This window comes from Streptococcus sp. KHUD_011 (genome assembly GCF_046352925.1).
Lineage (GTDB): Bacteria > Bacillota > Bacilli > Lactobacillales > Streptococcaceae > Streptococcus.
In genome coordinates, this window is the sequence record NZ_CP157578.1 from 725,349 (window position 1) to 750,586 (window position 25,238).

Here is a 25,238-nt window from a genome sequence, read left to right on the forward strand (position 1 = left end):
TGTGATATAATAAAAAGAAAAGGCTTGCATTAGAAAGTAGGGAGAATGAAGATGCAAAGAAGACAAGATAGACATAAACGTGGACCAGTTTTTCATTTTGTGAGAGGCTTTGTAAACTTTTTTAGGAGTTATCGCAAGTGGAGCAATAAGGGATTTGTGGCGATACTCTTGCTAGCAGTTGCTTTATCAATGGGCTTGGTCTTGTTGTTTGAAAGCTTCCAAGGAATCCCCTTAACCAGTCAAAAAAAGGATGCCATTTCTCAAGAAGCAAATAAGACCAATCAAAATACTAAAGATCAGGAAGAGGAAAAAACTGCTAGAATTATGGCCAATGGGGACCTCCTTTATCATATTCCTATTTATCGTTCGGCTTTAAAAGAAGATGGGACCTATGATTTTCATGAGAATTTTGATTATGTGAAACCATGGCTCAAACAAGCAGACCTAATTATAGGTGATTTTGAAGGTACTGTGAACAAGGACCACTATTTGGCAGGTTATCCTCTATTTAATGCACCTGGTGAAGTTATGGATGCCATCAAGGATGCCGGTTATCAAGTGCTAGACTTGGCGCATAACCATATCCTAGATTCACAAATAGAAGGTGTGGTTTCAACAGCAGATGCTATTGAGAAGGCAGGAATGACACCTATTGGAGTGTATACGCATGAGTCACGTGATCAAGCTCCACTGGTTATCAAGGAAGTGAACGGCATCAAGGTTGCACTTTTAGCCTATTCTTATGGTTTTAATGGAATTGAGCAAAGTATTTCTCAAGAAGACTATAACCGCTATCTTTCAGACCTAAATGAAGACAAGATGAAGGCTGAAATTGAACGAGCAGAGAAGGAAGCAGATATCACCATTATCATGCCTCAGATGGGTGTGGAGTATCGCTTGGAACCAACTGAAGAACAAAAGGCTCTTTATCACAAGATGATCGATTGGGGAGCGGATATTATCTTTGGAGGGCACCCTCACGTAGTTGAACCATCTGAAACGGTTGAAAAAGATGGGGACAAGAAACTCATTATCTATTCAATGGGGAACTTCATTTCCAATCAACGAATTGAAACCATGCAAGATGAAGAGAATGCTAAGTGGACAGAGCGCGGCGTGCTCATGGATGTGACTATTAAGAAAAAAGCCGGTAAGACGACAATCGAAACTGCAAAAGCGCATCCTTCTTGGGTAAACCGTACACCAAAAGGAACCTATTCTCCAGAAGGTTATCCACTATTCCTATACCAAACTTATATCTTAGAAGATTTTATCGAGGGTGGTAGTCATCGTGACCAGTTAGATGAAGCGACTAAGGAACGAATTGATACAGCCTACAAAGAAATGAACGAACATGTGGGATTGAAGTGGGACTAGCTTGAATCCAGAGGAAAGTAAATGACGATTAAGGTAATTGCAACAGATATGGATGGGACCTTGCTGGATGCTAGAGGCCAGCTTGATCTCCCACGTTTGGAAAAGATTTTAGATCAGTTGGATAAAAGGGGTATTCGTTTTGTCATTGCGACTGGGAATGAAATTCACCGCATGAGGCAACTACTGGAGCACTTGGTCGATCGGGTGGTTCTGGTTGTTGCAAACGGTGCTCGTATTTTTGAAAACAATGAACTGATTCAGGCTCAGACTTGGGATGATGCCATTGTCGATAAGGCTTTGGCTCATTTTAAGGGTCGAGCGTGTCAGGATCAGTTTGTTGTAACGTCTATGAAGGGTGGTTTCGTCAAAGAAGGTACGATTTTTACAGACCTTGAAAGTTTTATGACTCCAGAAATGATTGAAAAATTCTACCAACGGATGCAATTTGTGGACGAATTAACCTCTGACCTCTTTGGTGGTGTGCTCAAGATGAGTATGGTTGTTGGTGAGGAACGTTTGAGTTCGGTCTTGGAAGAAATCAATGACCTCTTTGATGGCCGTGTTCGTGCTGTATCGAGTGGCTATGGTTGCATTGATATCCTTCAAGCTGGAATTCATAAAGCATGGGGCTTGGAAGAATTACTCAAGCGCTGGGACTTGACCTCCCAACAAATCATGGCTTTTGGTGACAGTGAAAATGATGTTGAAATGCTTGAAATGGCTGGAATTGCCTATGCGATGGAAAATGCTGATGATAAAGCCAAAGCTGTGGCGACTGCTCTAGCGCCAGCCAATAGCCAAGGAGGAGTTTATCAAGTCTTGGAGAACTGGTTAGAAAAAGGAGAATGAAGTGGCAGTACAGTTATTAGAAAATTGGCTCCTAAAGGAACAAGAAAAAATCCAAACCAAGTATCGTCACTTAAATCAGGTTTCTGTTGTAGAGCCAGACATTCTTTTTATTGGGGATTCCATTGTCGAATATTATCCTCTGCAGGAACTATTTGGGACTGCAAAGACGATTGTCAATCGAGGCATTCGAGGTTATCAGACAGGGCTGTTATTAGAGAATCTGGATGCGCATCTGTACGGTGGGGCGGTAGATAAAATTGTCCTTTTAATTGGGACGAACGATATCGGAAAAGATGTGCCTGTGAATGAGGCTCTCAATAATCTCGAATCTATCATACAATCCATTGCTCGCGATTATCCACTGACAGAGATAAAATTGCTTTCCATTTTGCCAGTCAATGAGGGCGAGGAGTACAAGCAGACAGTCTATATCCGCACGAATGAAAAAATTCAGAAATGGAATCAAGCCTATAAAGAACTTTCCTCTGCCTATATGCAGGTAGAATTTGCGCCAGTTTTTGATAGTTTGACAGACCAGGCAGGCCAACTCAAAAAAGATTATACAACTGATGGGTTGCACCTTAGTGTTCCCGGTTATCAGGTTTTGACAAAATCTTTGAAAGACTATCTTTTGTAGTTAATTGCTTTCCTTTTTGCATTTTTGAGTTAGATAAGGTATAATGGTTTTATTGTCTTTTGGGGTCGTTACGGATTCGACAGGCATTATGAGGCATATTTTGCGACTCGTGTGGCGACGTAAACGCTCAGTTAAATATAACTGCAAAAAATAACACTTCTTACGCTCTAGCTGCCTAAAAACCAGCAGGCGTGACCCGATTTGGATTGCTCGTGTTCAATGACAGGTCTTATTATTAGCGAGATACGATCAAGCCTTGTCTAGCGGCTTGATAAGAGATTGATAGACTCGCGGTTTCTAGGCTTGAGTTATGTGTCGAGGGACTGTTAAACGAATACATAACCTATGGTTGTAGACAAATATGTTAGCAGATGTTTGGACGTGGGTTCGACTCCCACCGGCTCCATTGATAATTTACATTGTTTTGTAAATCTTTCTAAAACGTTGTTTTTACAACGTTTTTTATTTTATTCTTTGGTATTCTTTTGCAAAAAAAGAATACAACATTTTGTTGTATCCTAAATATTAAATCAAGTCCTGAATTTTCTTAAGTTTTTATCATATTTTCTGTTATAATTAAGGTGCCTTAAGAAAAATAATGAAAAAACTAAATGTTTTTCATATAGTTTTCATTGTTTTAATAGTTTAAAGTCAATCTTATTTTTCTCTAATAGAAAATAATGAAAAAGTAGGTTTAGAAAGAGGTAAGTATCTATGTCTTCTCATAAAAAAGTGTCACTCTCTGAGATTAATCAATCTATCGATACTCCAAATAACAATCATTTCTGGCAAAATTTAAATGCCTTTTTAGGTCCGGGTGCTCTTGTCGCAGTTGGTTATATGGATCCAGGAAACTGGATTACCAGTGTAGTCGGTGGTGCTTCCTATAAGTATAGTCTCTTGTTTGTTATCTTGATTTCATCTCTCATTGCCATGCAACTTCAGCAGATGGCAGGAAAGCTTGGTATTGTAACCCAGATGGACCTGGCTCAAGCAACGGCTCATCATTCACCTAAATGGCTTCGTTATAGTCTATGGGTGATTTTAGAATTAGCCTTGATGGCGACAGATCTGGCAGAAGTTCTAGGTTCAGCGATTGCTCTCAATCTTCTCTTTAAGATTCCGATTATGATAGCAATTCTCTTGACCGTGTTGGATGTTTTTCTCTTATTGCTTCTGATGAAATTTGGCTTTAAGAAGATTGAAGCTATTGTGACAACACTGATTTTAACCATTCTAGCAATTTTTACCTATCTGGTATCTTTGTCACATCCAAGCTTCCAAGGAATCGTTGAGGGTTATCTACCGAATGCAACCTTATTTGAAAGTCCCTTGCCAGGGCATGAAAGTCAATTAACCTTGGCACTAGGGATCGTGGGAGCAACGGTTATGCCCCATAACCTCTATTTGCATTCTTCCTTGTCTCAAACTCGGAAAATCAATCACAAGGACAAGAATGATGTTCGAAAAGCCGTGCGCTTTATGACCTGGGATTCAAATCTCCAATTATCCTTGGCCTTTGTGGTTAACTCCCTTCTATTAATTCTCGGGGCGGCTCTCTTTTTCGGCCATGCATCTGAGATTTCTGCCTTCTCTCAAATGTATAATGCCTTGCAGGATTCTACTATTGCAGGAGCTATAGCTAGCTCGACCTTATCAACCTTGTTTGCCTTGGCTTTATTAGCCAGTGGTCAAAATTCGACAATTACGGGTACCTTGACTGGACAAATCGTTATGGAAGGTTTCTTGCATATGAGATTACCTCAATGGTTCATTCGTTTGGCAACTCGTCTCTTTGCCTTGTTGCCTGTCATGATTGTAGCGGTTCTGTTTGGTCATCAGGAAAAAACATTGGATCAGTTATTGGTTTATTCACAAGTCTTTCTTTCGATTGCTCTTTCATTTTCAATCTTCCCACTGATTTATCTAACTTCTAAGAAATCACTGATGGGAGAATTTACCAATGCCAAATGGAATACCATCCTTGGCTATATCGTTTCCATTATCTTAACAATTCTCAATGTGAAATTGTTATTTGATATTTTCTAAGAAATTCACCCGAGTTATAAAACAAGCATATAAGAAAAAAGATACCCAAGATTGTACTGCACCCCAAAAGTTAGACAGAAAAAATCTAACTTTTGGGGTGTTTTATTATGAAATTGAGTTATGATGATAAAGTTCAGATCTATGAACTTAGAAAACAAGGATATAGCTTAGAGAAGCTTTCAAATAAATTTGGGATAAACAATTCTAATCTTAGGTACATGATTAAATTGATTGATCGTTACGGAATAGAGTTCGTCAAAAAAGGAAAGAATTGTTACTATTCTCCTGAACTAAAACAAGAGATCATTGATAAAGTTCTTCTTGAGGGGCATTCACAAATTAGGGCGTCTCTGGATTATGCTCTTCTAAGTAGTGGATTACTTTCGAATTGGCTGGCACAATATAAGAAAAACGGGTATACTATTGTTGAGAAAACAAGAGGGAGACCACCTAAAATGGGACGTAAGCCAAAGAAGAGATTTGAAGATATGACAGAATTAGAACGTCTTCAAGCAGAAAATGAGTACTTGAGAGCGGAGAATGCCATTCTAAAAAAGTTGAGAGAACTCCGATTGAGAGACGAAAAGGAGCAAGAAGAAAAACGGAAATTGTTCAAGGACTGGTAACAGAGTTTTCTTTAGATATCCTTCTAAAGATTATTAAACTTGCCCGTTCAACTTATTATTACCACTTAAAACAGCTGGATCAAAGCGATAAAGATTATGATATTAAAGCTGAAATTCAGTCAATTTATACTGAGCACAAAGGAAATTACGGCTATCGTCGCATGACTCTAGAATTACGAAATCGTGGCTTCGTAGTGAACCATAAGAAGGTGCAGCGTCTGATGAAAGTACTTGGTTTAACGGCTCGAATTCGCCGTAAACGGAAGTATTCTTCATACCAAGGAGAGGTTGGCAAGAAAGCAGATAATCTTATTCAACGTCAATTTGAAGCAACCAAACCAATGCAAAAGTGCTACACAGATGTGACAGAATTTGCCATTCCAGCAAGCACTCAAAAGCTTTACTTATCGCCAGTTTTAGATGGTTTTAACAGCGAAATTATCTCCTACAATCTTTCTACTTCGCCGAACTTAGTACAAATGAAAGCTATGCTAGAACAAGCCTTTACAGAGAACCATTACGAAAATACCATTCTCCATAGTGACCAAGGCTGGCAATACCAACACGATTTCTATCATCATTTTTTAAAGAATAAGGGAATCCAACCATCTATGTCACGTAAGGGAAATAGTCCAGATAACGGTATGATGGAATCTTTCTTTGGCATTCTTAAGTCTGAAATGTTTTATGGTTATGAGAATACGTTTCAGTCACTTGAACACTTGGAACAAGCTATTGTAGACTATATTGATTACTACAACAACAAACGAATTAAGGTAAAACTAAAAGGACTTAGCCCTGTACAATACAGAACTAAATCCTTTGCTTAAATTAATTGTCTAACTTTTTGGGGTCAGTACAGATTTCTTGGGTATCTTTTTTAAAATAAACGGAAGACATGGGATTCGAACCCACGCACGCTGTTACACGCCTACCGCGTTTCCAACACGGCCTCTTAAGCCTCTTGAGTAATCTTCCAATACTTACTCAAATAGTCTACCATAAAGGCCCCTATCTTGCAATAAAAATTCTAGAAATAAGAAAAATGATAGATTTTGAAAGAAAATGACAAAAAATGCTTGACTTTGAAAGAAAGTGTGATAGAATGAATAGTGTAAACGATAACAGGAGGTGATTCAGTGTTAAAAACAGAGCGGAAACAACTGATTTTAGAGGAGTTAAATCAACATCATGTAGTTTCTCTAGAAAAATTAGTTAGTTTGCTAGAGACCTCAGAATCAACGGTTCGAAGAGACTTGGATGAGTTGGAAGCGGAAAACAAGCTTCGTCGCGTGCATGGTGGAGCAGAATTGCCCCATTCCTTGCAGGAAGAAGAAACCATTCAAGAAAAATCTGTCAAAAACCTTCAAGAAAAGAAGTTGCTGGCTCAGAAAGCAGCCTCTCTCATTAAGGAACAAGATGTCATCTTTATCGATGCTGGAACAACAACTGCTTTTTTGATCCATGAATTGGTCAATAAGAATATTACTGTTGTGACAAATTCGATTCACCATGCCGCACAGTTGGTTGAAAAGCAGATTCCAACTGTCATGGTTGGAGGAAGTGTCAAGATGGCAACAGATGCTAGCATCGGGGGCGTTGCTCTTAACCAGATTAACCAATTGCACTTTGACCGTGCCTTTATCGGGATGAATGGTGTGGACGATGGCTATTATACGACTCCTGATATGGAGGAGGGAGCTGTTAAGCGTGCTATTTTAGAAAATGCCAAACAGACCTATGTCTTGGTGGATTCGTCAAAAATTGGACAAACTTGCTTTGCCAAGGTAGCACCACTCAAACGAGCTATTGTTATCACAAGTCAAGGGCATGAGCTCTTGCAGGCTATTAAGGAGAAAACGGAGGTAATAGAAGTATGATTTATACAGTCACACTCAATCCATCCATTGACTATATCGTTCGTTTGGACCAAGTCCAAGTCGGTAGTGTCAATCGTATGGACAGTGATGATAAGTTTGCTGGTGGGAAAGGAATCAATGTCAGCCGTGTCTTGAAACGTTTGGATATACCAAATACAGCGACGGGATTTATCGGAGGCTTTACTGGTAAATTTATCACAGATACCCTTGCAGAGGAAGAAATCGAGACATGTTTTGTCCAAGTGGCAGAAGATACTCGTATCAATGTTAAAATCAAAGCAGACCAAGAAACAGAAATCAACGGAACCGGTCCAAATGTCGAACCAGCTCAGCTAGAAGAATTGAAAGCTATTTTATCTAGTCTGACAGCAGAAGATACGGTTGTCTTTGCGGGTTCGAGTGCTAAAAACCTAGGAAATGTTATCTACAAGGATTTGATTGCCTTGACACGCAAGACTGGTGCGCAAGTCGTTTGTGACTTTGAAGGACAGACCTTGATTGATAGTTTGGACTATCAGCCACTTTTGGTCAAACCAAATAATCACGAGCTTGGAGCTATCTTTGGAGTGAAACTCGAAAGTTTAGATGAAATCGAGAACTATGCTCGTCAGTTACTGGCCAAAGGAGCTCAAAACGTCATTATCTCCATGGCTGGCGACGGTGCCCTTCTTGTCACATCTGAGGGAGCTTACTTCGCAAAACCTATCAAGGGAACAGTCAAAAATTCAGTTGGTGCTGGTGATTCTATGGTTGCCGGATTCACAGGTGAATTTGTCAAATCAAAAGACGCAGTAGAAGCCTTCAAATGGGGAGTTGCTTGTGGAACGGCAACTACCTTCTCGGATGACTTGGCAACAGCAGAATTTATTAAAGAAACATATGAAAAAGTTGAGGTAGAAAAACGATGAAAATTCAAGACCTATTGAGAAAAGATGTTATGTTGCTGGATTTGCAAGCAACTGAAAAAACAGCTGTCATCGACGAGATGATTAAAAGTTTGACAGACCACGGTTATGTGACAGATTTTGAAACCTTTAAAGAAGGAATTTTGGCGCGTGAAGCTCTTACTTCTACAGGTTTGGGTGATGGTATCGCAATGCCTCACAGCAAAAATGCTGCTGTCAAAGAAGCGACAGTTCTCTTTGCCAAGTCAAACAAGGGTGTTGACTACGAGAGCTTGGATGGGCAACCAACTGACCTCTTCTTTATGATTGCGGCTCCAGAAGGTGCTAATGACACTCATTTAGCAGCCTTGGCAGAATTGTCTCAATACTTGATGAAAGACGGTTTTGCTGACAAACTTCGTCAAGTAACATCAGCTGACCAAGTCATTGAACTTTTCGACAAAGCTTCCGAAAAAACTGAAGAGCCTGTTCAAGTACCTGCTAATAACTCGGGTGACTTTATCGTAGCTGTTACAGCTTGTACAACAGGTATTGCCCACACTTACATGGCTCAAGAAGCTCTTCAAAAAGTAGCTGCTGAAATGGGTGTTGGGATCAAGGTTGAGACTAATGGTGCTAGCGGTGTTGGAAATCAACTAACTGCAGAAGATATCCGAAAGGCTAAAGCTGTTATCATCGCAGCAGACAAGGCCGTTGAAATGGATCGTTTCGATGGCAAACCATTGATCAATCGTCCGGTTGCTGACGGTATCCGTAAAACGGAAGAATTGATTAACTTGGCTCTATCAGGAGATGCTGAAGTTTACCGTGCCGCTAATGGTGTAAAAGCTGCAACAGCATCTAATGAAAAACAAAGCCTTGGTGGTGCCTTCTACAAACACTTGATGAGTGGTGTATCTCAAATGTTACCATTCGTTATCGGTGGTGGTATCATGATTGCCCTTGCCTTCTTGATTGACGGTGCTTTGGGTGTTCCAAATGAAAACCTTGGCAATCTTGGTTCTTACCATGAGTTAGCTTCTATGTTCATGAAAATTGGTGGTGCAGCCTTTGGATTGATGCTCCCAGTCTTTGCAGGTTATGTTGCCTACTCTATCGCTGAAAAACCAGGTTTGGTAGCGGGTTTTGTGGCTGGTGCTATTGCTAAAGAAGGTTTTGCCTTTGGTAAAATCCCTTATGCAGCAGGTGGTGAAGCAACTTCAACTCTTGCAGGTGTCTCATCTGGTTTCCTAGGTGCCCTTGTTGGTGGATTTATCGCAGGTGCTTTAGTTCTTGCTATCAAGAAATACGTTAAAGTTCCTCGTTCACTTGAAGGTGCAAAATCAATCCTTCTCTTGCCACTTCTTGGAACAATCTTGACTGGATTTGTCATGCTAGCTGTTAACATCCCAATGGCAGCAATCAACACTGCTATGAATGACTTCCTAGGCGGTCTTGGAGGCGGTTCAGCTGTCCTTCTTGGTATCGTCCTTGGTGGAATGATGGCTGTTGACATGGGTGGACCAGTTAACAAAGCTGCCTATGTCTTTGGTACAGGTACGCTTGCAGCAACTGTTTCTTCAGGTGGTTCTGTTGCTATGGCAGCAGTTATGGCTGGAGGAATGGTGCCACCACTTGCAATCTTTGTCGCAACTCTTCTTTTCAAAGATAAATTTACCAAAGAAGAACGCAACTCTGGTTTGACAAACATCATCATGGGCTTGTCATTTATCACTGAGGGAGCAATTCCATTTGGTGCAGCAGACCCAGCTCGTGCGATTCCAAGCTTCATCCTTGGTTCAGCAGTAGCAGGCGGACTCGTTGGTCTTGCTGGTATCAAACTCATGGCACCACACGGAGGAATCTTCGTAATCGCCCTTACTTCAAATGCTCTTCTTTACCTTGCTTCAGTCTTGGTAGGAGCAATCGTGAGTGGTGTGGTTTATGGTTACCTGCGCAAACCACAAGCATAAAAAATAGAAAAATGAAAAGATTGGACCGTTTGGTGCAGTCTTTTTCTCTTTCCGAAATGCCTGTGAAATATGGTATAATAGAAGAATGGCAAACAAGAATACAAGTAAAACAAGACGGAGACCGTCTAAAGCAGAACTCGAAAGAAAAGAAGCGATTCAACGAATGTTGATTTCGTTGGGAATCGCGCTTTTATTGATTTTCGCAGCCTTCAAATTAGGGGCTGCAGGTATAACCCTTTACAATTTCATTCGCTTGCTGGTGGGTAGCCTAGCTTATCTGGCAATATTTGGCATCCTGCTCTATCTCTTCTTCTTCAAGTGGATACGAAAACAGGAAGGACTCTTATCAGGTTTTTTCACCATATTTGCTGGCTTACTCTTGATTTTTGAGGCCTACTTAGTTTGGAAATATGGTTTGGACAAGTCGGTTTTAAAAGGGACTATGGCTCAGGTTGTGACTGATCTGACTGGTTTTCGAACGACCAGTTTTGCTGGTGGAGGCTTGATTGGTGTTGGACTCTATGTGCCAACAGCCTTTCTCTTCTCAAATATCGGTACTTACTTTATTGGTTCTATCTTGATTTTAGTGGGTGCCCTCCTAGTCAGTCCTTGGTCTGTTTACGATATTGCTGAATTTTGCAGTAAAGGCTTTGCCAAATGGCGGGAAGGGCATGAGCGTCGAAAAGAGGAACGTTTTGTCAAACAAGAAGAAAAAGCTCGCCAAAAGGCTGAGGAAGAGGCTAGATTAGAAAAAGAAGAGGCTGAAAAAGCCTTACTCGATATGCCTCCTGTTGATATGGAAACGGGTGAAATTCTTACAGAAGATGTTGTGCTTGACGTTCCACCTGTTCCAGAAGAAGAGTGGGTAGAACCAGAGATCATCTTGCCTCAAGCTGAACTTGAATTCACTGAACAGGGAGATGGCTCTGATGTCGAAGATGTTCAGGTCGATTTTTCAGCAAAGGAAGCCCTTGAATACAAACTTCCAAGCTTACAACTCTTTGCCCCAGATAAACCAAAAGACCAGTCGAAAGAGAAGAAAATCGTTCGTGAAAACATCAAAATCCTAGAAGAAACTTTTGCTAGTTTTGGTATTAAGGTAACGGTTGAACGGGCTGAAATTGGGCCGTCAGTGACCAAGTATGAAGTCAAGCCAGCAGTCGGTGTACGGGTTAACCGCATTTCCAATCTAGCAGATGACCTCGCTCTAGCCTTGGCAGCCAAGGATGTCCGGATTGAGGCTCCAATACCTGGTAAATCCTTAGTCGGGATTGAGGTTCCTAACTCTGAGATTGCGACGGTATCCTTCCGCGAACTATGGGAACAATCTCAAACGAAAGCAGAAAATCTCTTAGAAATTCCTCTAGGAAAGGCAGTTAATGGCACCGCAAGAGCTTTTGACCTTTCCAAGATGCCCCACTTGCTAGTTGCAGGTTCAACGGGTTCAGGGAAGTCAGTAGCTGTTAACGGCATTATCGCTAGCATCCTCATGAAGGCGAGACCTGACCAAGTTAAATTTATGATGGTCGATCCCAAGATGGTTGAGTTGTCTGTTTACAATGATATTCCCCACCTCTTGATTCCAGTCGTGACCAATCCACGTAAGGCCAGCAAGGCTTTGCAAAAGGTCGTGGATGAAATGGAAAATCGTTATGAACTCTTTGCCAAGGTGGGAGTTCGGAATATTGCAGGTTTTAATGCCAAGGTAGAAGAGTTTAATGCTCAGTCTGAGTACAAGCAGGTTCCGCTACCACTCATTGTTGTAATTGTGGATGAGTTGGCTGACCTTATGATGGTAGCCAGCAAGGAAGTGGAAGATGCTATCATTCGTCTTGGGCAGAAGGCGCGGGCTGCAGGTATCCACATGATTCTTGCAACCCAGCGTCCATCGGTTGATGTCATTTCTGGTCTGATCAAGGCCAATGTCCCATCTCGAGTGGCTTTTGCGGTTTCATCAGGGACAGACTCCCGTACTATCTTGGATGAAAATGGAGCTGAGAAACTACTTGGCCGAGGGGACATGCTCTTTAAACCGATTGATGAAAATCATCCAGTTCGTCTCCAAGGATCCTTTATCTCGGATGATGATGTTGAACGCATCGTAAACTTTATCAAGGCTCAGGCAGATGCGGACTACGATGAGAGTTTTGATCCAGGTGAGGTTTCTGAAAATGAAGGAGAATTTTCAGATGGTGAATCTGGTGGTGACCCGCTCTTTGAAGAAGCCAAGGCTTTGGTCATTGAGACCCAGAAAGCCAGCGCATCTATGATTCAGCGTCGTTTGTCAGTTGGATTTAATCGTGCGACCCGTCTCATGGAAGAGCTTGAGATAGCAGGTGTCATTGGTCCAGCTGAAGGTACCAAACCAAGAAAAGTTTTACAACAATAAAAAAATAGCTTCTTTCCAAGTTTGGAGGGAAGCTATTTTACTGGCTATTGATTACTTTTATTTTCTGAAGTTGGAGTATTATTGGACTGTTTTTCATTATCAGCGGCAGGTTTACTTGGAGTAGGAGTAGAAGAATCCTGAGTTGCTGCTTTCTGCTCTTCTTTTTTCTCTTCCTTGACGCTAGATTTTGGTGTTTCCTCTTGCTGTGTTTTTTCTTGAGAAGTGTTATTTTCCTTATTGGGACTAGTGTTTTCCTGAGGGGATTCCTTTTGAATTTCTTTGACAATTGTTGTCGTCTGGCTTGTCGTAGGTTCTTTTTTAGTGTTTTTGTTATTATCTAAGGCGTTCATGATAGTGATACTTGCAGTAATTAAGCCAAGGATACTACCGATAGTGGCAACAGTTTTTTGAAAGACCGTGAAGCCTTTTTTGATGTGTTCTGTTTTTGGTTTTGAAGTTCTACGATAATTAGACATATATTCTCTCCTTTAATTAAAATTTATTATACCGCATTTCTTTAAAAAAATCTTAAAAAAAGAGGAATTGCCCTTTCTTGTCGCAGGCTCCGTTTCATGATACAATAGAAGGAGTGATTTTAGAAAGCGTGAGAAAACATGATTTACTTTGATAATTCGGCGACGACCAAGCCCTATCCTGAAGCCCTTGAAACTTATATGCAGGTCGCTTCAAAAATTTTAGGAAATCCATCTAGTCTCCATCGTTTGGGAGACCAGGCAACACGAATCTTAGATGCTTCTCGCCAACAGATTGCAGATTTAATCGGTAAGAAAAGCGATGAAATCTTCTTTACTTCTGGTGGGACAGAAGGAGATAACTGGGTCATCAAGGGTGTCGCCTTTGAAAAAGCTCAATTTGGCAAGCACATCATCGTATCAGCCATTGAACATCCGGCAGTCAAAGAGTCAGCTCTCTGGTTGAAATCTCAAGGATTTGAAGTAGATTTTGCTCCAGTTGATAACAAAGGATTTGTGGATGTTGAAGCGTTAGCAGATTTGATAAGACCTGATACGACCCTCGTTTCTGTCATGGCTGTAAACAATGAAATCGGCTCTATCCAGCCCATTGAGGCTATTTCAGAACTGTTGGCAGACAAGCCGACTATTTCCTTCCACGTTGATGCTGTTCAGGCACTTGCCAAGATTCCGACTGAAAAATATCTGACAGAACGAGTGGATTTTGCAACTTTCTCTAGTCACAAGTTTCACGGAGTTCGAGGTGTTGGATTTGTCTATATCAAGTCTGGCAAGAAGATTACGCCTCTTTTAACAGGTGGTGGTCAGGAACGTGATTACCGTTCGACAACTGAAAATGTGGCAGGAATTGCAGCGACAGCCAAGGCTCTCCGCTTGTCTATGGAAAAGCTAGATATCTTTACTAGCAAGACTGGTCAGATGAAGGCAGTGATTCGCCAAGCACTTCTGGACTATCCAGATATTTCTGTCTTTTCAGATGAGGAAGACTTTGCCCCTCATATTCTGACTTTTGGAATCAAGGGTGTTCGTGGTGAAGTCATCGTTCACGCCTTTGAAGACTATGATATTTTTATCTCAACGACCTCTGCTTGTTCGTCCAAGGCAGGAAAACCAGCCGGAACCCTGATTGCCATGGGAGTAGATAAAGATAAGGCTCAGTCAGCTGTGCGTCTTAGCCTAGACCTTGAAAATGATATGAGTCAGGTCGAGCAGTTCTTGACCAAGTTAAAATTGATTTACAATCAAACTAGAAAAGTAAGATAGGAGCATTCATGCAGTATTCAGAAATTATGATTCGCTACGGTGAGCTGTCAACCAAGGGCAAAAACCGTATGCGTTTCATCAATAAACTTCGCAATAATATTTCAGACGTTTTGTCTATCTATCCCCAAGTTAAGGTAACGGCAGATCGTGACCGTGCCCACGCTTACCTCAATGGAGCAGATTACACAGCAGTAGCAGAATCACTCAAACAAGTATTTGGGATTCAAAATTTTTCCCCTGTATACAAGGTTGAAAAATCTGTAGAAGTTCTGAAGTCTTCTGTTCAAGAGATTATGAAAGATATTTACAAAGAAGGAATGACTTTCAAAATCTCTAGCAAGCGTAGCGACCACAACTTTGAGTTGGATAGTCGTGAACTCAACCAAACACTTGGAGGAGCTGTTTTCGAAGCCATTCCAAATGTGCAAGCTCAAATGAAAAGTCCTGACATCAATCTTCAGGTGGAGATCCGTGAAGAAGCAGCCTACCTTTCTTATGAAACCATTCGTGGGGCTGGTGGTTTGCCAGTTGGAACTTCAGGTAAAGGGATGCTTATGTTGTCAGGAGGAATTGATTCACCTGTAGCAGGTTATCTGGCTCTTAAACGAGGGGTAGATATTGAGGCAGTTCACTTTGCCAGTCCGCCATACACGAGTCCTGGTGCCCTTAAAAAAGCCCAAGATTTGACTCGCAAATTGACCAAGTTCGGAGGCAATATCCAGTTTATCGAAGTTCCTTTCACTGAGATTCAAGAGGAAATCAAGGCCAAAGCGCCAGAGGCTTATTTGATGACTCTAACTCGTCGCTTTATGATGCGGATTACCGACCGTATCCGTGAGGTACGAAATGGTTTGGTTATCATCAATGGGGAGAGTCTAGGTCAAGTAGCCAGCCAAACCCTTGAAAGCATGCAGGCTATCAATGCCGTTACTAACACTCCCATCATCCGCCCAGTTGTAACCATGGATAAGTTGGAAATCATTGATATTGCACAAGAAATCGATACCTTTGACATTTCTATCCAGCCTTTTGAAGACTGTTGTACCATTTTTGCGCCAGATCGTCCGAAAACAAATCCTAAGATTAAGAATGCGGAGCAGTATGAAACTCGCATGGATGTTGAAGGTTTAGTTGAGCGAGCTGTGGCTGGAATCATGATTACTGAGATTACACCGCAGGCTGAAAAAGATGAAGTGGATGACTTGATTGACAATCTGCTCTAAATCAGAAAATCCAAAAGAATTTAGAAAAATAAATGAAAAAGTTAGTTTTTAATTCCAAAAGTGGAAGCAAAACTAACTTTTTTTCTATAATTGTGATATAATAAAATAAAATTTTGAATATAGAGAGTTTTCTGACAATGAATCAATCCTACTTTTATTTAAAAATGAAAGAACACAAACTCAAGGTTCCTTATACAGGTAAGGAACGCCGTGTACGTGTTCTTCTGCCTAAAGATTATGAGAAAGACACGGATCGTTCCTATCCTGTTGTTTACTTTCATGATGGGCAAAATGTTTTTTATAGCAAGGAGTCTTTCATTGGCCATTCATGGAAGATTATCCCAGCTATTAAGCGTAATCCGGATATCAGTCGCATGATTGTCGTTGCTATTGACAATGATGGTATGGGGCGGATGAATGAGTATGCGGCTTGGAAGTTCCAAGAATCTCCTATTCCGGGGCAGCAGTTTGGTGGTAAGGGTGTGGAGTATGCCGAGTTTGTCATGGATGTGGTCAAACCTTTTATCGATGAGACCTACCGTACCAAAGCTGACCGCCAGCATACAGCTATGATTGGGTCTTCACTAGGAGGCAATATTACCCAGTTTATCGGTTTGGAATACCAAGACCAAATTGGTTGCCTAGGCGTCTTTTCATCTGCAAACTGGCTCCACCAAGAAGCATTTAATCGCTACATCGAGCGCCAGAAACTATCGCCTGACCAGCGTATCTTTATCTATGTTGGAACTGAAGAAGCAGATGATACGGACAAGACCCTGATGGCTGGTAATATCAAACAAGCCTATATCGATTCGTCTCTTCGGTATTACCATGATTTGATAGCAGGTGGGGTGCACTTAGATAATCTTGTCTTGAAAGTTCAGTCTGGTGCCATCCATAGTGAAATCCCTTGGTCGGAGAATTTACCAGACTGTCTGAGATTTTTTGCAGAGAAATGGTAAGTTAGTAAAGGAGCAAGCCAATGCATATTGAAAACCTTAGCCACTGGAGTGGCAATCTTAACCGTGAAATGTACCTTAATCGTTATGGACATGCTGGGATTCCAGTTGTGGTCTTTGCTTCATCAGGTGGTAGTCACAACGAATACTATGATTTTGGCATGATTGATGCCTGTGCTTCTTTTATCGAGGAAGGCCGTGTCCAGTTCTTTACCCTATCCAGTGTAGATAGTGAGAGCTGGTTGGCTACTTGGAAAAATGGTCACGACCAAGCAGAGATGCACCGTGCCTATGAACGCTATGTGATTGAGGAAGCCATTCCTTTTATCAAGCATAAGACAGGTTGGTTTGATGGCATGATGACGACGGGTTGTTCCATGGGCGCCTACCATGCAGTCAACTTTTTTCTCCAACATCCAGATGTCTTTAACAAGGTGATTGCTCTTAGTGGTGTTTACGACGCACGTTTCTTTGTCGGCGATTACTACAATGACGATGCCATTTACCAAAACTCGCCAGTAGATTATATCTGGAACCAGAACGACGGCTGGTTTATCGATCGTTACCGTCAAGCGGAGATTGTGCTGTGTACGGGTCTTGGAGCCTGGGAACAAGACGGTTTACCATCCTTTTACAAGCTCAAAGAAGCCTTTGACCAGAAACAAATTCCAGCCTGGTTTGCTGAATGGGGACACGATGTCGCCCACGACTGGGAATGGTGGCGCAAACAAATGCCTTATTTCCTTGGAAATCTCTATTTATAAAAGGAGTTACCTATGAATTACCTTGTTATTTCTCCCTACTATCCTCAAAACTTTCAACAGTTTACCATTGAACTAGCCAATAAAGGCATTACCGTCTTGGGAATTGGTCAAGAGCCTTATGAGCAATTGGATGAACCTTTGCGCAATAGCCTGACCGAGTACTTCCGTGTTGACAATCTTGAAAATGTAGATGAAGTCAAACGTGCAGTTGCTTTTCTCTTTTATAAACATGGCCCAATTGACCGCATCGAGTCCCACAATGAATATTGGCTAGAGCTAGACGCAACACTCAGAGAACAATTCAATGTCTTTGGTGCCAAACCAGAGGATCTCAAAAAGACTAAATTTAAGTCTGAAATGAAGAAACTTTTCAAAAAAGCAGGTGTCCCTGTGGTACCTGGAGCTGTTATCAAGACGGAAGCAGATGTTGATCAAGCAGTAAAAGAAATCGGCCTTCCAATGATTGCCAAACCTGATAATGGAGTCGGAGCAGCCGCAACCTTTAAGCTTGAGACAGCAGACGATATCAATCACTTCAAGGCTGAGTGGGACCATTCAACCGTTTATTTCTTTGAAAAATTTGTCACTTCTAGCGAAATTTGTACTTTTGATGGTCTTGTGGACAAGGATGGCAAGATTGTCTTTTCAACAACCTTTGACTACGCCTATACACCGCTTGATCTCATGATTTATAAGATGGACAATTCTTACTATGTACTCAAGGATATGGATCCCAAACTTCGCAAGTATGGGGAAGCGATTGTCAAGGAATTTGGTATGAAAGAACGTTTCTTCCATATCGAGTTCTTCCGCGAGGGAGATGATTACATCGCTATTGAGTACAATAATCGTCCTGCTGGTGGTTTCACCATTGATGTTTATAATTTTGCTCATTCCTTGGATCTCTATCGTGGCTATGCAGCTATTGTCGCAGGAGAAGAGTTTCCAGTGTCAGACTTTGAAGCTCAGTATTGTTTGGCTACATCACGTCGTGCAAATGCTCACTATGTCTATTCTGAGGAGGACTTGCTTGCTAAATACAGCCAGCAGTTCAAGGTTAAAAAAATCATGCCAGCGGCCTTTGCGGAACTTCAAGGAGATTACCTTTATATGCTGACAACTCCGAGTCGACAAGAAATGGAGCAAATGATTGCTGATTTCGGACAACGTCAAGAATAAGAACTTTCGGATTAAGGAAAATTACTCCCTTAATCCTTTTGTTTTTTATAAGAAATAAAACCGCTTTCTCATATATTCTTTTAGAAAACATATTGCTAAAAGATATAAAAATTGATAGAATAAAGATTGTCTAAAAAATTTTAAGGAGAATCTATCAAATGGATTTCACATGGGCAATTAAATATGCCACTGAATTTTTGGGAACTGCTATTTTGATCATTCTTGGAAATGGTGCAGTTGCCAACGTTGAACTTAAAGGTACGAAAGGTCACCAAAGTGGCTGGATCGTTATCGCTGTTGGTTATGGTATGGGGGTTATGATCCCAGCATTAATGTTTGGTAACGTATCTGGAAACCACATCAACCCAGCCTTCACTCTTGGACTTGCAATCAGCGGTCTTTTCCCTTGGGCACAAGTTGCGCCTTATATCATTGCACAAGTTTTGGGTGCTATCTTTGGTCAAGCCTTGGTTGTGGCAACACACCGCCCATATTACTTGAAAACTGAAAATCCAAACAACATTTTGGGTACTTTCTCAACAATTTCAAGTTTGGATAATGGTACAAAAGAATCACATTTTGCAGCAACTGTTAATGGTTTTGTAAATGAGTTTGTTGGATCATTTGTTCTTTTCTTTGCAGCCCTTGGTATGACTAAAAACTTCTTTGGTGCTGAACTAGTATCAAAAGCACAAGCTGCTATCAATGCTCAAGTTGCACAAGCAACTACTCAAGGTCAAACAATTCCTCAAGAACAAGTAACAGCAGCACTTGACCAAGCTAAAGAACAAGTAGCACCATTTATGACATCTGGTCTTGGAATTGCTCATTTGGCACTTGGATTCCTTGTTATGGCCTTGGTAACATCACTTGGTGGACCTACAGGACCTGCCTTGAATCCAGCCCGTGACTTGGGACCACGTCTCCTTCATGCTTTCCTTCCAAAATCAGTTCTTGGTGAGCACAAAGGCGATTCAAAATGGTGGTATTCTTGGGTACCAGTAGTAGCACCTATCGCAGCAGCAATTGCGGCAGTAGCTATCTTTAAATTCCTTTACCTATAAGAAATTGAAACCGAGGAAATCCTCGGTTTTTTTATATGAAATTTTTACGAAAAATCGGTAAATTTGAGCATAATATCTTGTAAAAAATTCTAAAATCCTTTAAAATAAAAGAGTTGGAGGAATTTATGAATGTAAATCAAATTGTACGGATTATTCCTACTTTAAAAGTTAATAATAGAAAATTAAATGAAACATTTTATATTGAAACCCTTGGTATGAAGGCCTTGTTAGAAGAGTCGGCCTTTCTGTCACTAGGTGACCAAACAGGTCTTGAAAAGCTGGTTTTAGAAGAAGCTCCAAGTATGCGTACTCGTAAGGTAGAGGGAAGAAAAAAGCTGGCTAAACTGATTGTCAAGGTGGAAAATCCTTTGGAAATTGAAGGACTCTTATCTAAAACAAATTCGATTCGCCAATTATATAAGGGGAATAATGGCTACGCATTTGAAGTTTTCTCACCAGAAGATGATTTAATTTTGATTCATGCAGAAGATGATAGAGCCAGTCTAGTAGAAGTAGAAGAAAAGCCTGAATTTCAAACAGATTTGGAATCAATTTCTTTGAGTAAGTTTGAGATTTCTATGGAATTACACCTTCCAACTGATATCGAAAGTTTTTTGGAATCATCTGAAATGGGGGCATCACTTGATTTTATCCCAGCTCAGGGGCAGGATTTGACTGTGGACAATACGGTTACTTGGGACTTATCTATGCTTAAGTTCTTGGTCAATGAATTAGACATAGCAAGTCTTCGTAAGAGATTTGAGTCTACCGAATATTTTATTCCTAAGTCTAAAAAATTCTTCCTTGGTAAAGATCGAAATAATGTTGAATTGTGGTTTGAAGAAGTATGAAGTGGACCAAGATTATTAAAAAAATAGAAGAACAAATCGAGGCAGGGATTTATCCCGGAGCCTCTTTTGCGTATTTTAAGGACAATCAATGGACGGAGGTCTATTTAGGCTTGAGTGACCCAGAGCATGGCTTGCAGACTGAGGCAGGATTAGTTTACGACCTAGCCAGTGTCAGCAAGGTTGTTGGAGTTGGCACTGTTTTTACCTTCTTGTGGGAAAAAGGTCAATTAGATATTGACAGACCAGTAACCGATTTTTTACCTGAGAGCGATTATCCAGACATCACTATTCGCCAGCTCTTAACCCATGCTACAAATCTTGATCCGTTTATTCCCAATCGTGATCTTTTAACCGCCTCAGAATTAAAAGAAGCGATGTTTCATCTCAACAGACGAAGTCAGCCAGCCTTTCTTTATTCAGATGTCCATTTTTTGCTGTTGGGTTTTATTTTGGAAAGAATCTTTAATCAAGACCTGGATGTGATTTTACAAGAACAAGTCTGGAAACCTTGGGAAATGACGGAAACTCAATTTGGACCTGTTGAGCTTGCTGTTCCAACAGTTAGAGGTGTAGAGGCCGGCATGGTACATGATCCCAAGGCTCGCCTCCTGGGCAGACATGCAGGTAGTGCTGGTTTGTTTTCGACTGTAAAGGATTTACAAATCTTTTTAGAACACTATTTAGCAGATGATCTTGCAAGGAATTTGAGTCAAAATTTTTCTCCTTTGGATGACAAGGAACGTTCTTTGGCATGGAATTTGGAAAGAGATTGGCTAGACCATACGGGCTATACAGGTACCTTTATCATGTGGAATCGTCAGAAGCAAGAAGCGGCTATTTTCCTATCGAATCGTACCTATGAAAAGGATGAGCGTGCTCAATGGATTTTAGACCGCAATCAAGTGATGGACTTGATTCGTAAAGAAGAGTAAGGAGAGACATGTCAAATAGTTTAAAAGGGACTCTATTAACAGTTGTGGCTGGTATTGCTTGGGGCTTGTCTGGAACGAGTGGCCAATACCTGATGGTACACGGAATTTCGGCTTTAGTCTTGACTAACTTACGACTTTTAATCGCTGGTGGAATTCTCATGCTCTTGGCTTATGCTACTGCAAAGGATAAAATGCTGACCTTTTTAAAGGATAGAAAAAGTTTGCTGTCTCTTCTCATTTTTGCTCTAATTGGCCTCTTCCTCAATCAATTTGCCTATCTAACTGCTATTCAGGAGACCAATGCAGGAACCGCGACGGTGCTTCAGTATGTTTGTCCTGTCGGAATTTTGATTTATAGCTGTATCAAGGATAAGGTAGCACCGACACTGGGAGAGATTGTTTCTATCATATTAGCCATAGGAGGGACCTTCCTGATCGCCACTCATGGGCAGTTGGACCAGTTATCCATGACACCTGCAGGTCTGTTCTGGGGTCTCTTTTCTGCTCTGACTTACGCACTTTATATCATTTTGCCCATAGCCTTGATTAAGAAGTGGGGGAGCAGTTTGGTCATTGGTGTGGGAATGGTCATAGCAGGTTTAGTCGCCCTTCCTTTTACAGGGGTTCTACAGGCCAATATACCGACTAGTCTTGATTTTCTCCTTGCTTTTGCGGGCATTATCCTTATCGGGACTGTCTTTGCCTATACAGCCTTTCTAAAAGGAGCCAGTCTGATAGGACCGGTCAAGTCAAGTTTGTTGGCTTCGATTGAGCCAATCTCGGCAGTTTTCTTTGCCTTCCTGATCATGAATGAACAATTTTATCCCATTGATTTTCTTGGCATGGCAATGATATTGTTTGCTGTAACTCTGATTTCTTTGAAAGATTTACTCTTAGAAAAATAAAAAAACTCTTTGTCCGTAACAGAGAGTTTTTGCCTAGTAATCTAATTATTTTCAAGATAAAATTCAAAACGTTCGCCTACGTATTGACTTTTTACGTATTCAAAAGCTGTCCCATCTTCTAGGTAAGAAACCTGAGTCAGCCCAAGAATAGCATGTCCTTTTTCAACTTGCAAATAGTGGGCAATTTTTTCCTTAGCGAGACGAGCATAGATAGTCTGCTGTGATTTGCCGATACGATAGCCATGTTTTTGTAGGGTTTGGAAGAAATGACTGGTGATTTCTTCTTTTTTAAAGTCCTTAATGAATTTTTCAGGAATAGAAGCAACTTCATAAACTAGAGGGACTTGGTCGGCATAGCGCACACGTTCCATTCGGATAATATTTTCGGTAGGAGAAATTCCTAGCTTGGCAACTTCCTGCTCATTAGGAATGGTTTTTCTGTAGGAAATGAGCTGGCTAGAGGGAATTTTGCCTTGAGATTTGACAATTTCAGTAAAACTGGTTGTCCCTCGCATCTTTTCTTGTACCCGAGTACTGGAAACAAAGGTGCCACTTCCTACTCGACGCTCTAAGACACCTTCTTCGACTAATAGAGATACAGCCTGTCGGAGGGTCATCCGGCTGACCTCAAACTGCTCTGCTAAATCTCGTTCACTAGGGAGTCTCTCCCCAATAGCCCAACGGTGCTCGTCAATATCCTTTTTTATCTGATCATGGATTTTCATATAAGCTGGTAGCATATTTTTCACTTCATTTCTATCTTTTCTCTATTGTACCCCAATAAACTAGAAAAAGTCAAACTTCGCCTTGTTTAGTTGGTAATTCGCCCTTATTTGTGATAGAATATTGAAAAAAGATATTTCTTTTGAGAAAGGAAAAAGATGAGCAACATTTCAACTGATTTGAAAGATGTAGAAAAAATCATCGTATTGGACTATGGTAGCCAATACAACCAGCTGATTTCACGCCGTATCCGTGAGATTGGTGTTTTTTCAGAACTAAAGAGCCATAAAATTTCAGCTGCTGAAGTTCGTGAAATCAATCCTGTAGGAATTATCCTATCAGGTGGTCCAAACTCTGTATACGAAGATGGTTCATTCGATATTGACCCAGAAATCTTCGAACTCGGAATTCCTATTTTGGGAATTTGTTACGGTATGCAGTTATTGACCCATAAACTTGGAGGAAAAGTTGTTCCTGCAGGTGACGCTGGAAATCGTGAATATGGTCAATCAACCCTAACTCACACACCATCAGCTCTTTTTGAATCAACACCTGATGAGCAGACTGTTTTGATGAGCCATGGTGATGCAGTTACTGAGATTCCTGCCGACTTTGTTCGTACAGGTACATCAGCTGATTGCCCATACGCAGCCATCGAAAACCCAGATAAACACATTTACGGTATCCAATTCCACCCAGAAGTTCGTCATTCTGTATACGGAAATGATATCCTTCGTAACTTTGCTCTTAACATTTGTAAGGCTAAAGGCGATTGGTCAATGGATAACTTCATTGATATGCAGATTCAAAAAATTCGTGAAACTGTTGGTGATAAACGTGTCCTTCTTGGCCTTTCAGGTGGGGTTGACTCATCTGTCGTTGGGGTTCTTCTCCAAAAAGCGGTTGGCGATCAATTGATCTGTATCTTCGTAGACCACGGTCTTCTTCGTAAAGGAGAAGCGGATCAAGTTATGGAAATGCTTGGTGGTAAGTTTGGTTTGAATATCGTCAAAGCAGACGCTGCTAAACGTTTCCTTGATAAACTTGCTGGCGTTTCTGACCCTGAGCAAAAACGTAAAATCATCGGTAACGAATTTGTGTATGTCTTTGATGACGAAGCAAGTAAGCTCAAAGATGTGAAATTCCTTGCTCAAGGTACCTTATACACAGACGTTATCGAGTCTGGTACGGATACAGCTCAAACTATCAAGTCACACCACAACGTGGGTGGTCTTCCAGAAGACATGCAGTTTGAATTGATTGAACCACTCAACACTCTCTATAAAGATGAAGTTCGTGCCCTTGGTACAGAGCTTGGTATGCCAGACCATATCGTATGGCGCCAACCATTTCCAGGACCAGGACTTGCTATCCGTGTCATGGGTGAAATCACTGAAGAGAAACTAGAAACCGTTCGTGAATCAGACGCTATCCTTCGTGAGGAAATTGCTAAAGCAGGTCTTGACCGCGATATCTGGCAATACTTCACAGTGAACACAGGCGTTCGTTCAGTCGGTGTTATGGGTGACGGTCGTACATATGACTACACGATTGCAATCCGTGCTATCACCTCTATCGATGGTATGACAGCTGACTTTGCAAAGATTCCTTGGGATGTCCTTCAAAAGATTTCTGTACGTATCGTAAACGAAGTGGACCACGTTAACCGCATCGTCTATGATATTACAAGTAAACCACCTGCAACAGTTGAGTGGGAGTAAAGCTATAAATACTTTACTCTTATAGTAAATGAAAAATAAGGATTTCGAGAGAACAAAATCGTTCTCTCTTTTTTTAGCTGAATATTTTAAGTAAAAGGTTAAGCTATTCTTTCATAAAACAAGACAGAATGGTTGCCTCCAAAGTCTCATCATAAGAGAACAGTTATATTCTCTGGATCTACTTTTGAGATGGTAAAAATAGATATACTGATATCCATTCCTTTTATCATATCCTTGATTTCTTAAGTTTTAAAGACAGTTTAATCAGGATTCCTTTTATATATCGATTAAGAAATAAATAATCTGTCTTGAATCCTACCATAGATGTATAAAGAGTCATTTTGTTTTTTTGTTTCGTATCAGTATCAATCCGTTCTGATATTGTTTTTTGAATTTTAGAAAATTCTAGTACAGTAGTTAGGAAGTTTTTATAAATTTATTGTATTTAATTCTTGACTTGATACCTTTACTTTTTTAGTTAATTATGTAATAATAT

21 protein-coding genes, 1 tRNA gene and 1 other RNA gene are annotated in these 25,238 nt (G+C 40.8%); 20 read left to right on the forward strand and 3 right to left on the reverse strand.

Features of this window, described 5'->3' with window-relative positions:
• Positions 1-51 precede the first annotated feature (51 nt).
• The 6 genes from ABKJ27_RS03325 (at position 52) to ABKJ27_RS03350 (ending at position 6,368) form a co-directional block, all read left to right on the forward strand.
• The gene (locus ABKJ27_RS03325) at positions 52-1,377 is read left to right on the forward strand and encodes a CapA family protein (RefSeq protein ID WP_001189732.1); all 1,326 of its coding nucleotides are present in this window, start codon (positions 52-54) and stop codon (positions 1,375-1,377) included.
• 21 nt (positions 1,378-1,398) lie between these two features.
• Positions 1,399-2,226, forward strand: a complete 828-nt coding sequence (locus tag ABKJ27_RS03330; protein ID WP_000153517.1) for an HAD family hydrolase — start codon at positions 1,399-1,401, stop codon at positions 2,224-2,226.
• Position 2,227: 1 nt separating this feature from the next.
• A complete protein-coding gene (locus ABKJ27_RS03335) occupies positions 2,228-2,863 on the forward strand; it encodes an SGNH/GDSL hydrolase family protein (protein WP_000290664.1) in 636 nt (211 codons plus the stop codon).
• A gap of 61 nt (positions 2,864-2,924) precedes the next feature.
• Positions 2,925-3,272: a transfer-messenger RNA gene (gene ssrA, locus ABKJ27_RS03340) on the forward strand.
• Between the two features lie 305 nt (positions 3,273-3,577).
• On the forward strand, positions 3,578-4,912 hold the full coding sequence (locus ABKJ27_RS03345) for an Nramp family divalent metal transporter (RefSeq protein WP_410012038.1): 1,335 nt from the start codon (positions 3,578-3,580) through the stop codon (positions 4,910-4,912).
• A 107-nt stretch (positions 4,913-5,019) separates the two neighbouring features.
• Positions 5,020-6,368 (forward strand): IS3 family transposase gene (locus ABKJ27_RS03350; protein ID WP_410011683.1). Its coding sequence is split into 2 segments (ribosomal slippage): positions 5,020-5,470 and positions 5,470-6,368, totalling 1,350 coding nucleotides; the frame shifts between segments, so codons are not numbered across the junction.
• A gap of 60 nt (positions 6,369-6,428) precedes the next feature.
• On the opposite strand, the gene ABKJ27_RS03355 is transcribed toward ABKJ27_RS03350, so the two are convergent.
• Positions 6,429-6,516, reverse strand: a tRNA-Ser gene (locus tag ABKJ27_RS03355).
• Between the two features lie 161 nt (positions 6,517-6,677).
• Here ABKJ27_RS03355 and ABKJ27_RS03360 point away from each other — a divergent pair.
• The 4 genes from ABKJ27_RS03360 to ABKJ27_RS03375 all read left to right on the forward strand — a co-directional run bounded on the left by ABKJ27_RS03360 (position 6,678) and on the right by ABKJ27_RS03375 (position 12,664).
• Entirely contained in the window at positions 6,678-7,418 is a 741-nt protein-coding gene (locus ABKJ27_RS03360) for a DeoR/GlpR family DNA-binding transcription regulator (protein WP_000920651.1), read from the forward strand.
• Positions 7,415-8,326 (forward strand): 1-phosphofructokinase, encoded by a 912-nt coding sequence (pfkB, locus tag ABKJ27_RS03365; RefSeq protein WP_000640798.1) that lies wholly within the window; start codon positions 7,415-7,417, stop codon positions 8,324-8,326. The genes ABKJ27_RS03360 and pfkB overlap by 4 nt, the downstream gene beginning before the upstream one ends.
• Positions 8,323-10,275: a fructose-specific PTS transporter subunit EIIC gene (locus ABKJ27_RS03370; protein ID WP_410012039.1), complete on the forward strand. Its 1,953-nt coding sequence runs from the start codon at positions 8,323-8,325 to the stop codon at positions 10,273-10,275. The genes pfkB and ABKJ27_RS03370 overlap by 4 nt, the downstream gene beginning before the upstream one ends.
• 85 nt (positions 10,276-10,360) lie before the next feature.
• A complete protein-coding gene (locus ABKJ27_RS03375; RefSeq protein WP_410012040.1) occupies positions 10,361-12,664 on the forward strand; it encodes a DNA translocase FtsK in 2,304 nt (767 codons plus the stop codon).
• 44 nt (positions 12,665-12,708) lie between these two features.
• On the opposite strand, the gene ABKJ27_RS03380 is transcribed toward ABKJ27_RS03375, so the two are convergent.
• A complete protein-coding gene (locus ABKJ27_RS03380; protein WP_024057333.1) occupies positions 12,709-13,140 on the reverse strand; it encodes a DUF6556 family protein in 432 nt (143 codons plus the stop codon).
• A 138-nt stretch (positions 13,141-13,278) separates the two neighbouring features.
• On the opposite strand from ABKJ27_RS03380, the gene ABKJ27_RS03385 reads away from it, so the two are divergent.
• From ABKJ27_RS03385 to ABKJ27_RS03425, 9 genes are all read left to right on the forward strand, one after another.
• Positions 13,279-14,421 (forward strand): cysteine desulfurase family protein, encoded by a 1,143-nt coding sequence (locus ABKJ27_RS03385; protein ID WP_261150330.1) that lies wholly within the window; start codon positions 13,279-13,281, stop codon positions 14,419-14,421.
• Positions 14,422-14,429: 8 nt separating this feature from the next.
• Complete coding sequence (thiI, locus tag ABKJ27_RS03390; RefSeq protein ID WP_410012041.1) at positions 14,430-15,644, forward strand: tRNA uracil 4-sulfurtransferase ThiI; 1,215 nt, start codon at positions 14,430-14,432, stop codon at positions 15,642-15,644.
• A 137-nt stretch (positions 15,645-15,781) separates the two neighbouring features.
• Positions 15,782-16,606, forward strand: coding sequence for an alpha/beta hydrolase (locus ABKJ27_RS03395; protein WP_261121510.1), 825 nt, complete (start codon positions 15,782-15,784; stop codon positions 16,604-16,606).
• A 20-nt stretch (positions 16,607-16,626) separates the two neighbouring features.
• The gene (locus ABKJ27_RS03400) at positions 16,627-17,367 is read left to right on the forward strand and encodes an esterase family protein (RefSeq protein ID WP_410012042.1); all 741 of its coding nucleotides are present in this window, start codon (positions 16,627-16,629) and stop codon (positions 17,365-17,367) included.
• A 12-nt stretch (positions 17,368-17,379) separates the two neighbouring features.
• A complete protein-coding gene (locus ABKJ27_RS03405) occupies positions 17,380-18,546 on the forward strand; it encodes an ATP-grasp domain-containing protein (RefSeq protein WP_410012043.1) in 1,167 nt (388 codons plus the stop codon).
• 158 nt (positions 18,547-18,704) lie between these two features.
• On the forward strand, positions 18,705-19,610 hold the full coding sequence (gene gla / locus ABKJ27_RS03410) for an aquaglyceroporin Gla (RefSeq protein ID WP_049543626.1): 906 nt from the start codon (positions 18,705-18,707) through the stop codon (positions 19,608-19,610).
• Between the two features lie 125 nt (positions 19,611-19,735).
• Positions 19,736-20,461, forward strand: a complete 726-nt coding sequence (locus ABKJ27_RS03415) for a CppA N-terminal domain-containing protein (RefSeq protein ID WP_410012044.1) — start codon at positions 19,736-19,738, stop codon at positions 20,459-20,461.
• Complete coding sequence (locus ABKJ27_RS03420; protein WP_410012045.1) at positions 20,458-21,393, forward strand: serine hydrolase domain-containing protein; 936 nt, start codon at positions 20,458-20,460, stop codon at positions 21,391-21,393. Before ABKJ27_RS03415 ends, ABKJ27_RS03420 begins: the two co-directional genes overlap by 4 nt.
• Before the next feature lie 8 nt (positions 21,394-21,401).
• On the forward strand, positions 21,402-22,298 hold the full coding sequence (locus ABKJ27_RS03425) for a DMT family transporter (RefSeq protein ID WP_410012046.1): 897 nt from the start codon (positions 21,402-21,404) through the stop codon (positions 22,296-22,298).
• Between the two features lie 41 nt (positions 22,299-22,339).
• On the opposite strand, the gene ABKJ27_RS03430 is transcribed toward ABKJ27_RS03425, so the two are convergent.
• Positions 22,340-23,038: a GntR family transcriptional regulator gene (locus tag ABKJ27_RS03430; protein ID WP_410012047.1), complete on the reverse strand. Its 699-nt coding sequence runs from the start codon at positions 23,036-23,038 to the stop codon at positions 22,340-22,342.
• 141 nt (positions 23,039-23,179) lie between these two features.
• On the opposite strand from ABKJ27_RS03430, the gene guaA reads away from it, so the two are divergent.
• A complete protein-coding gene (gene guaA / locus ABKJ27_RS03435; RefSeq protein WP_410012048.1) occupies positions 23,180-24,742 on the forward strand; it encodes a glutamine-hydrolyzing GMP synthase in 1,563 nt (520 codons plus the stop codon).
• Positions 24,743-25,238: the final 496 nt, after the last annotated feature.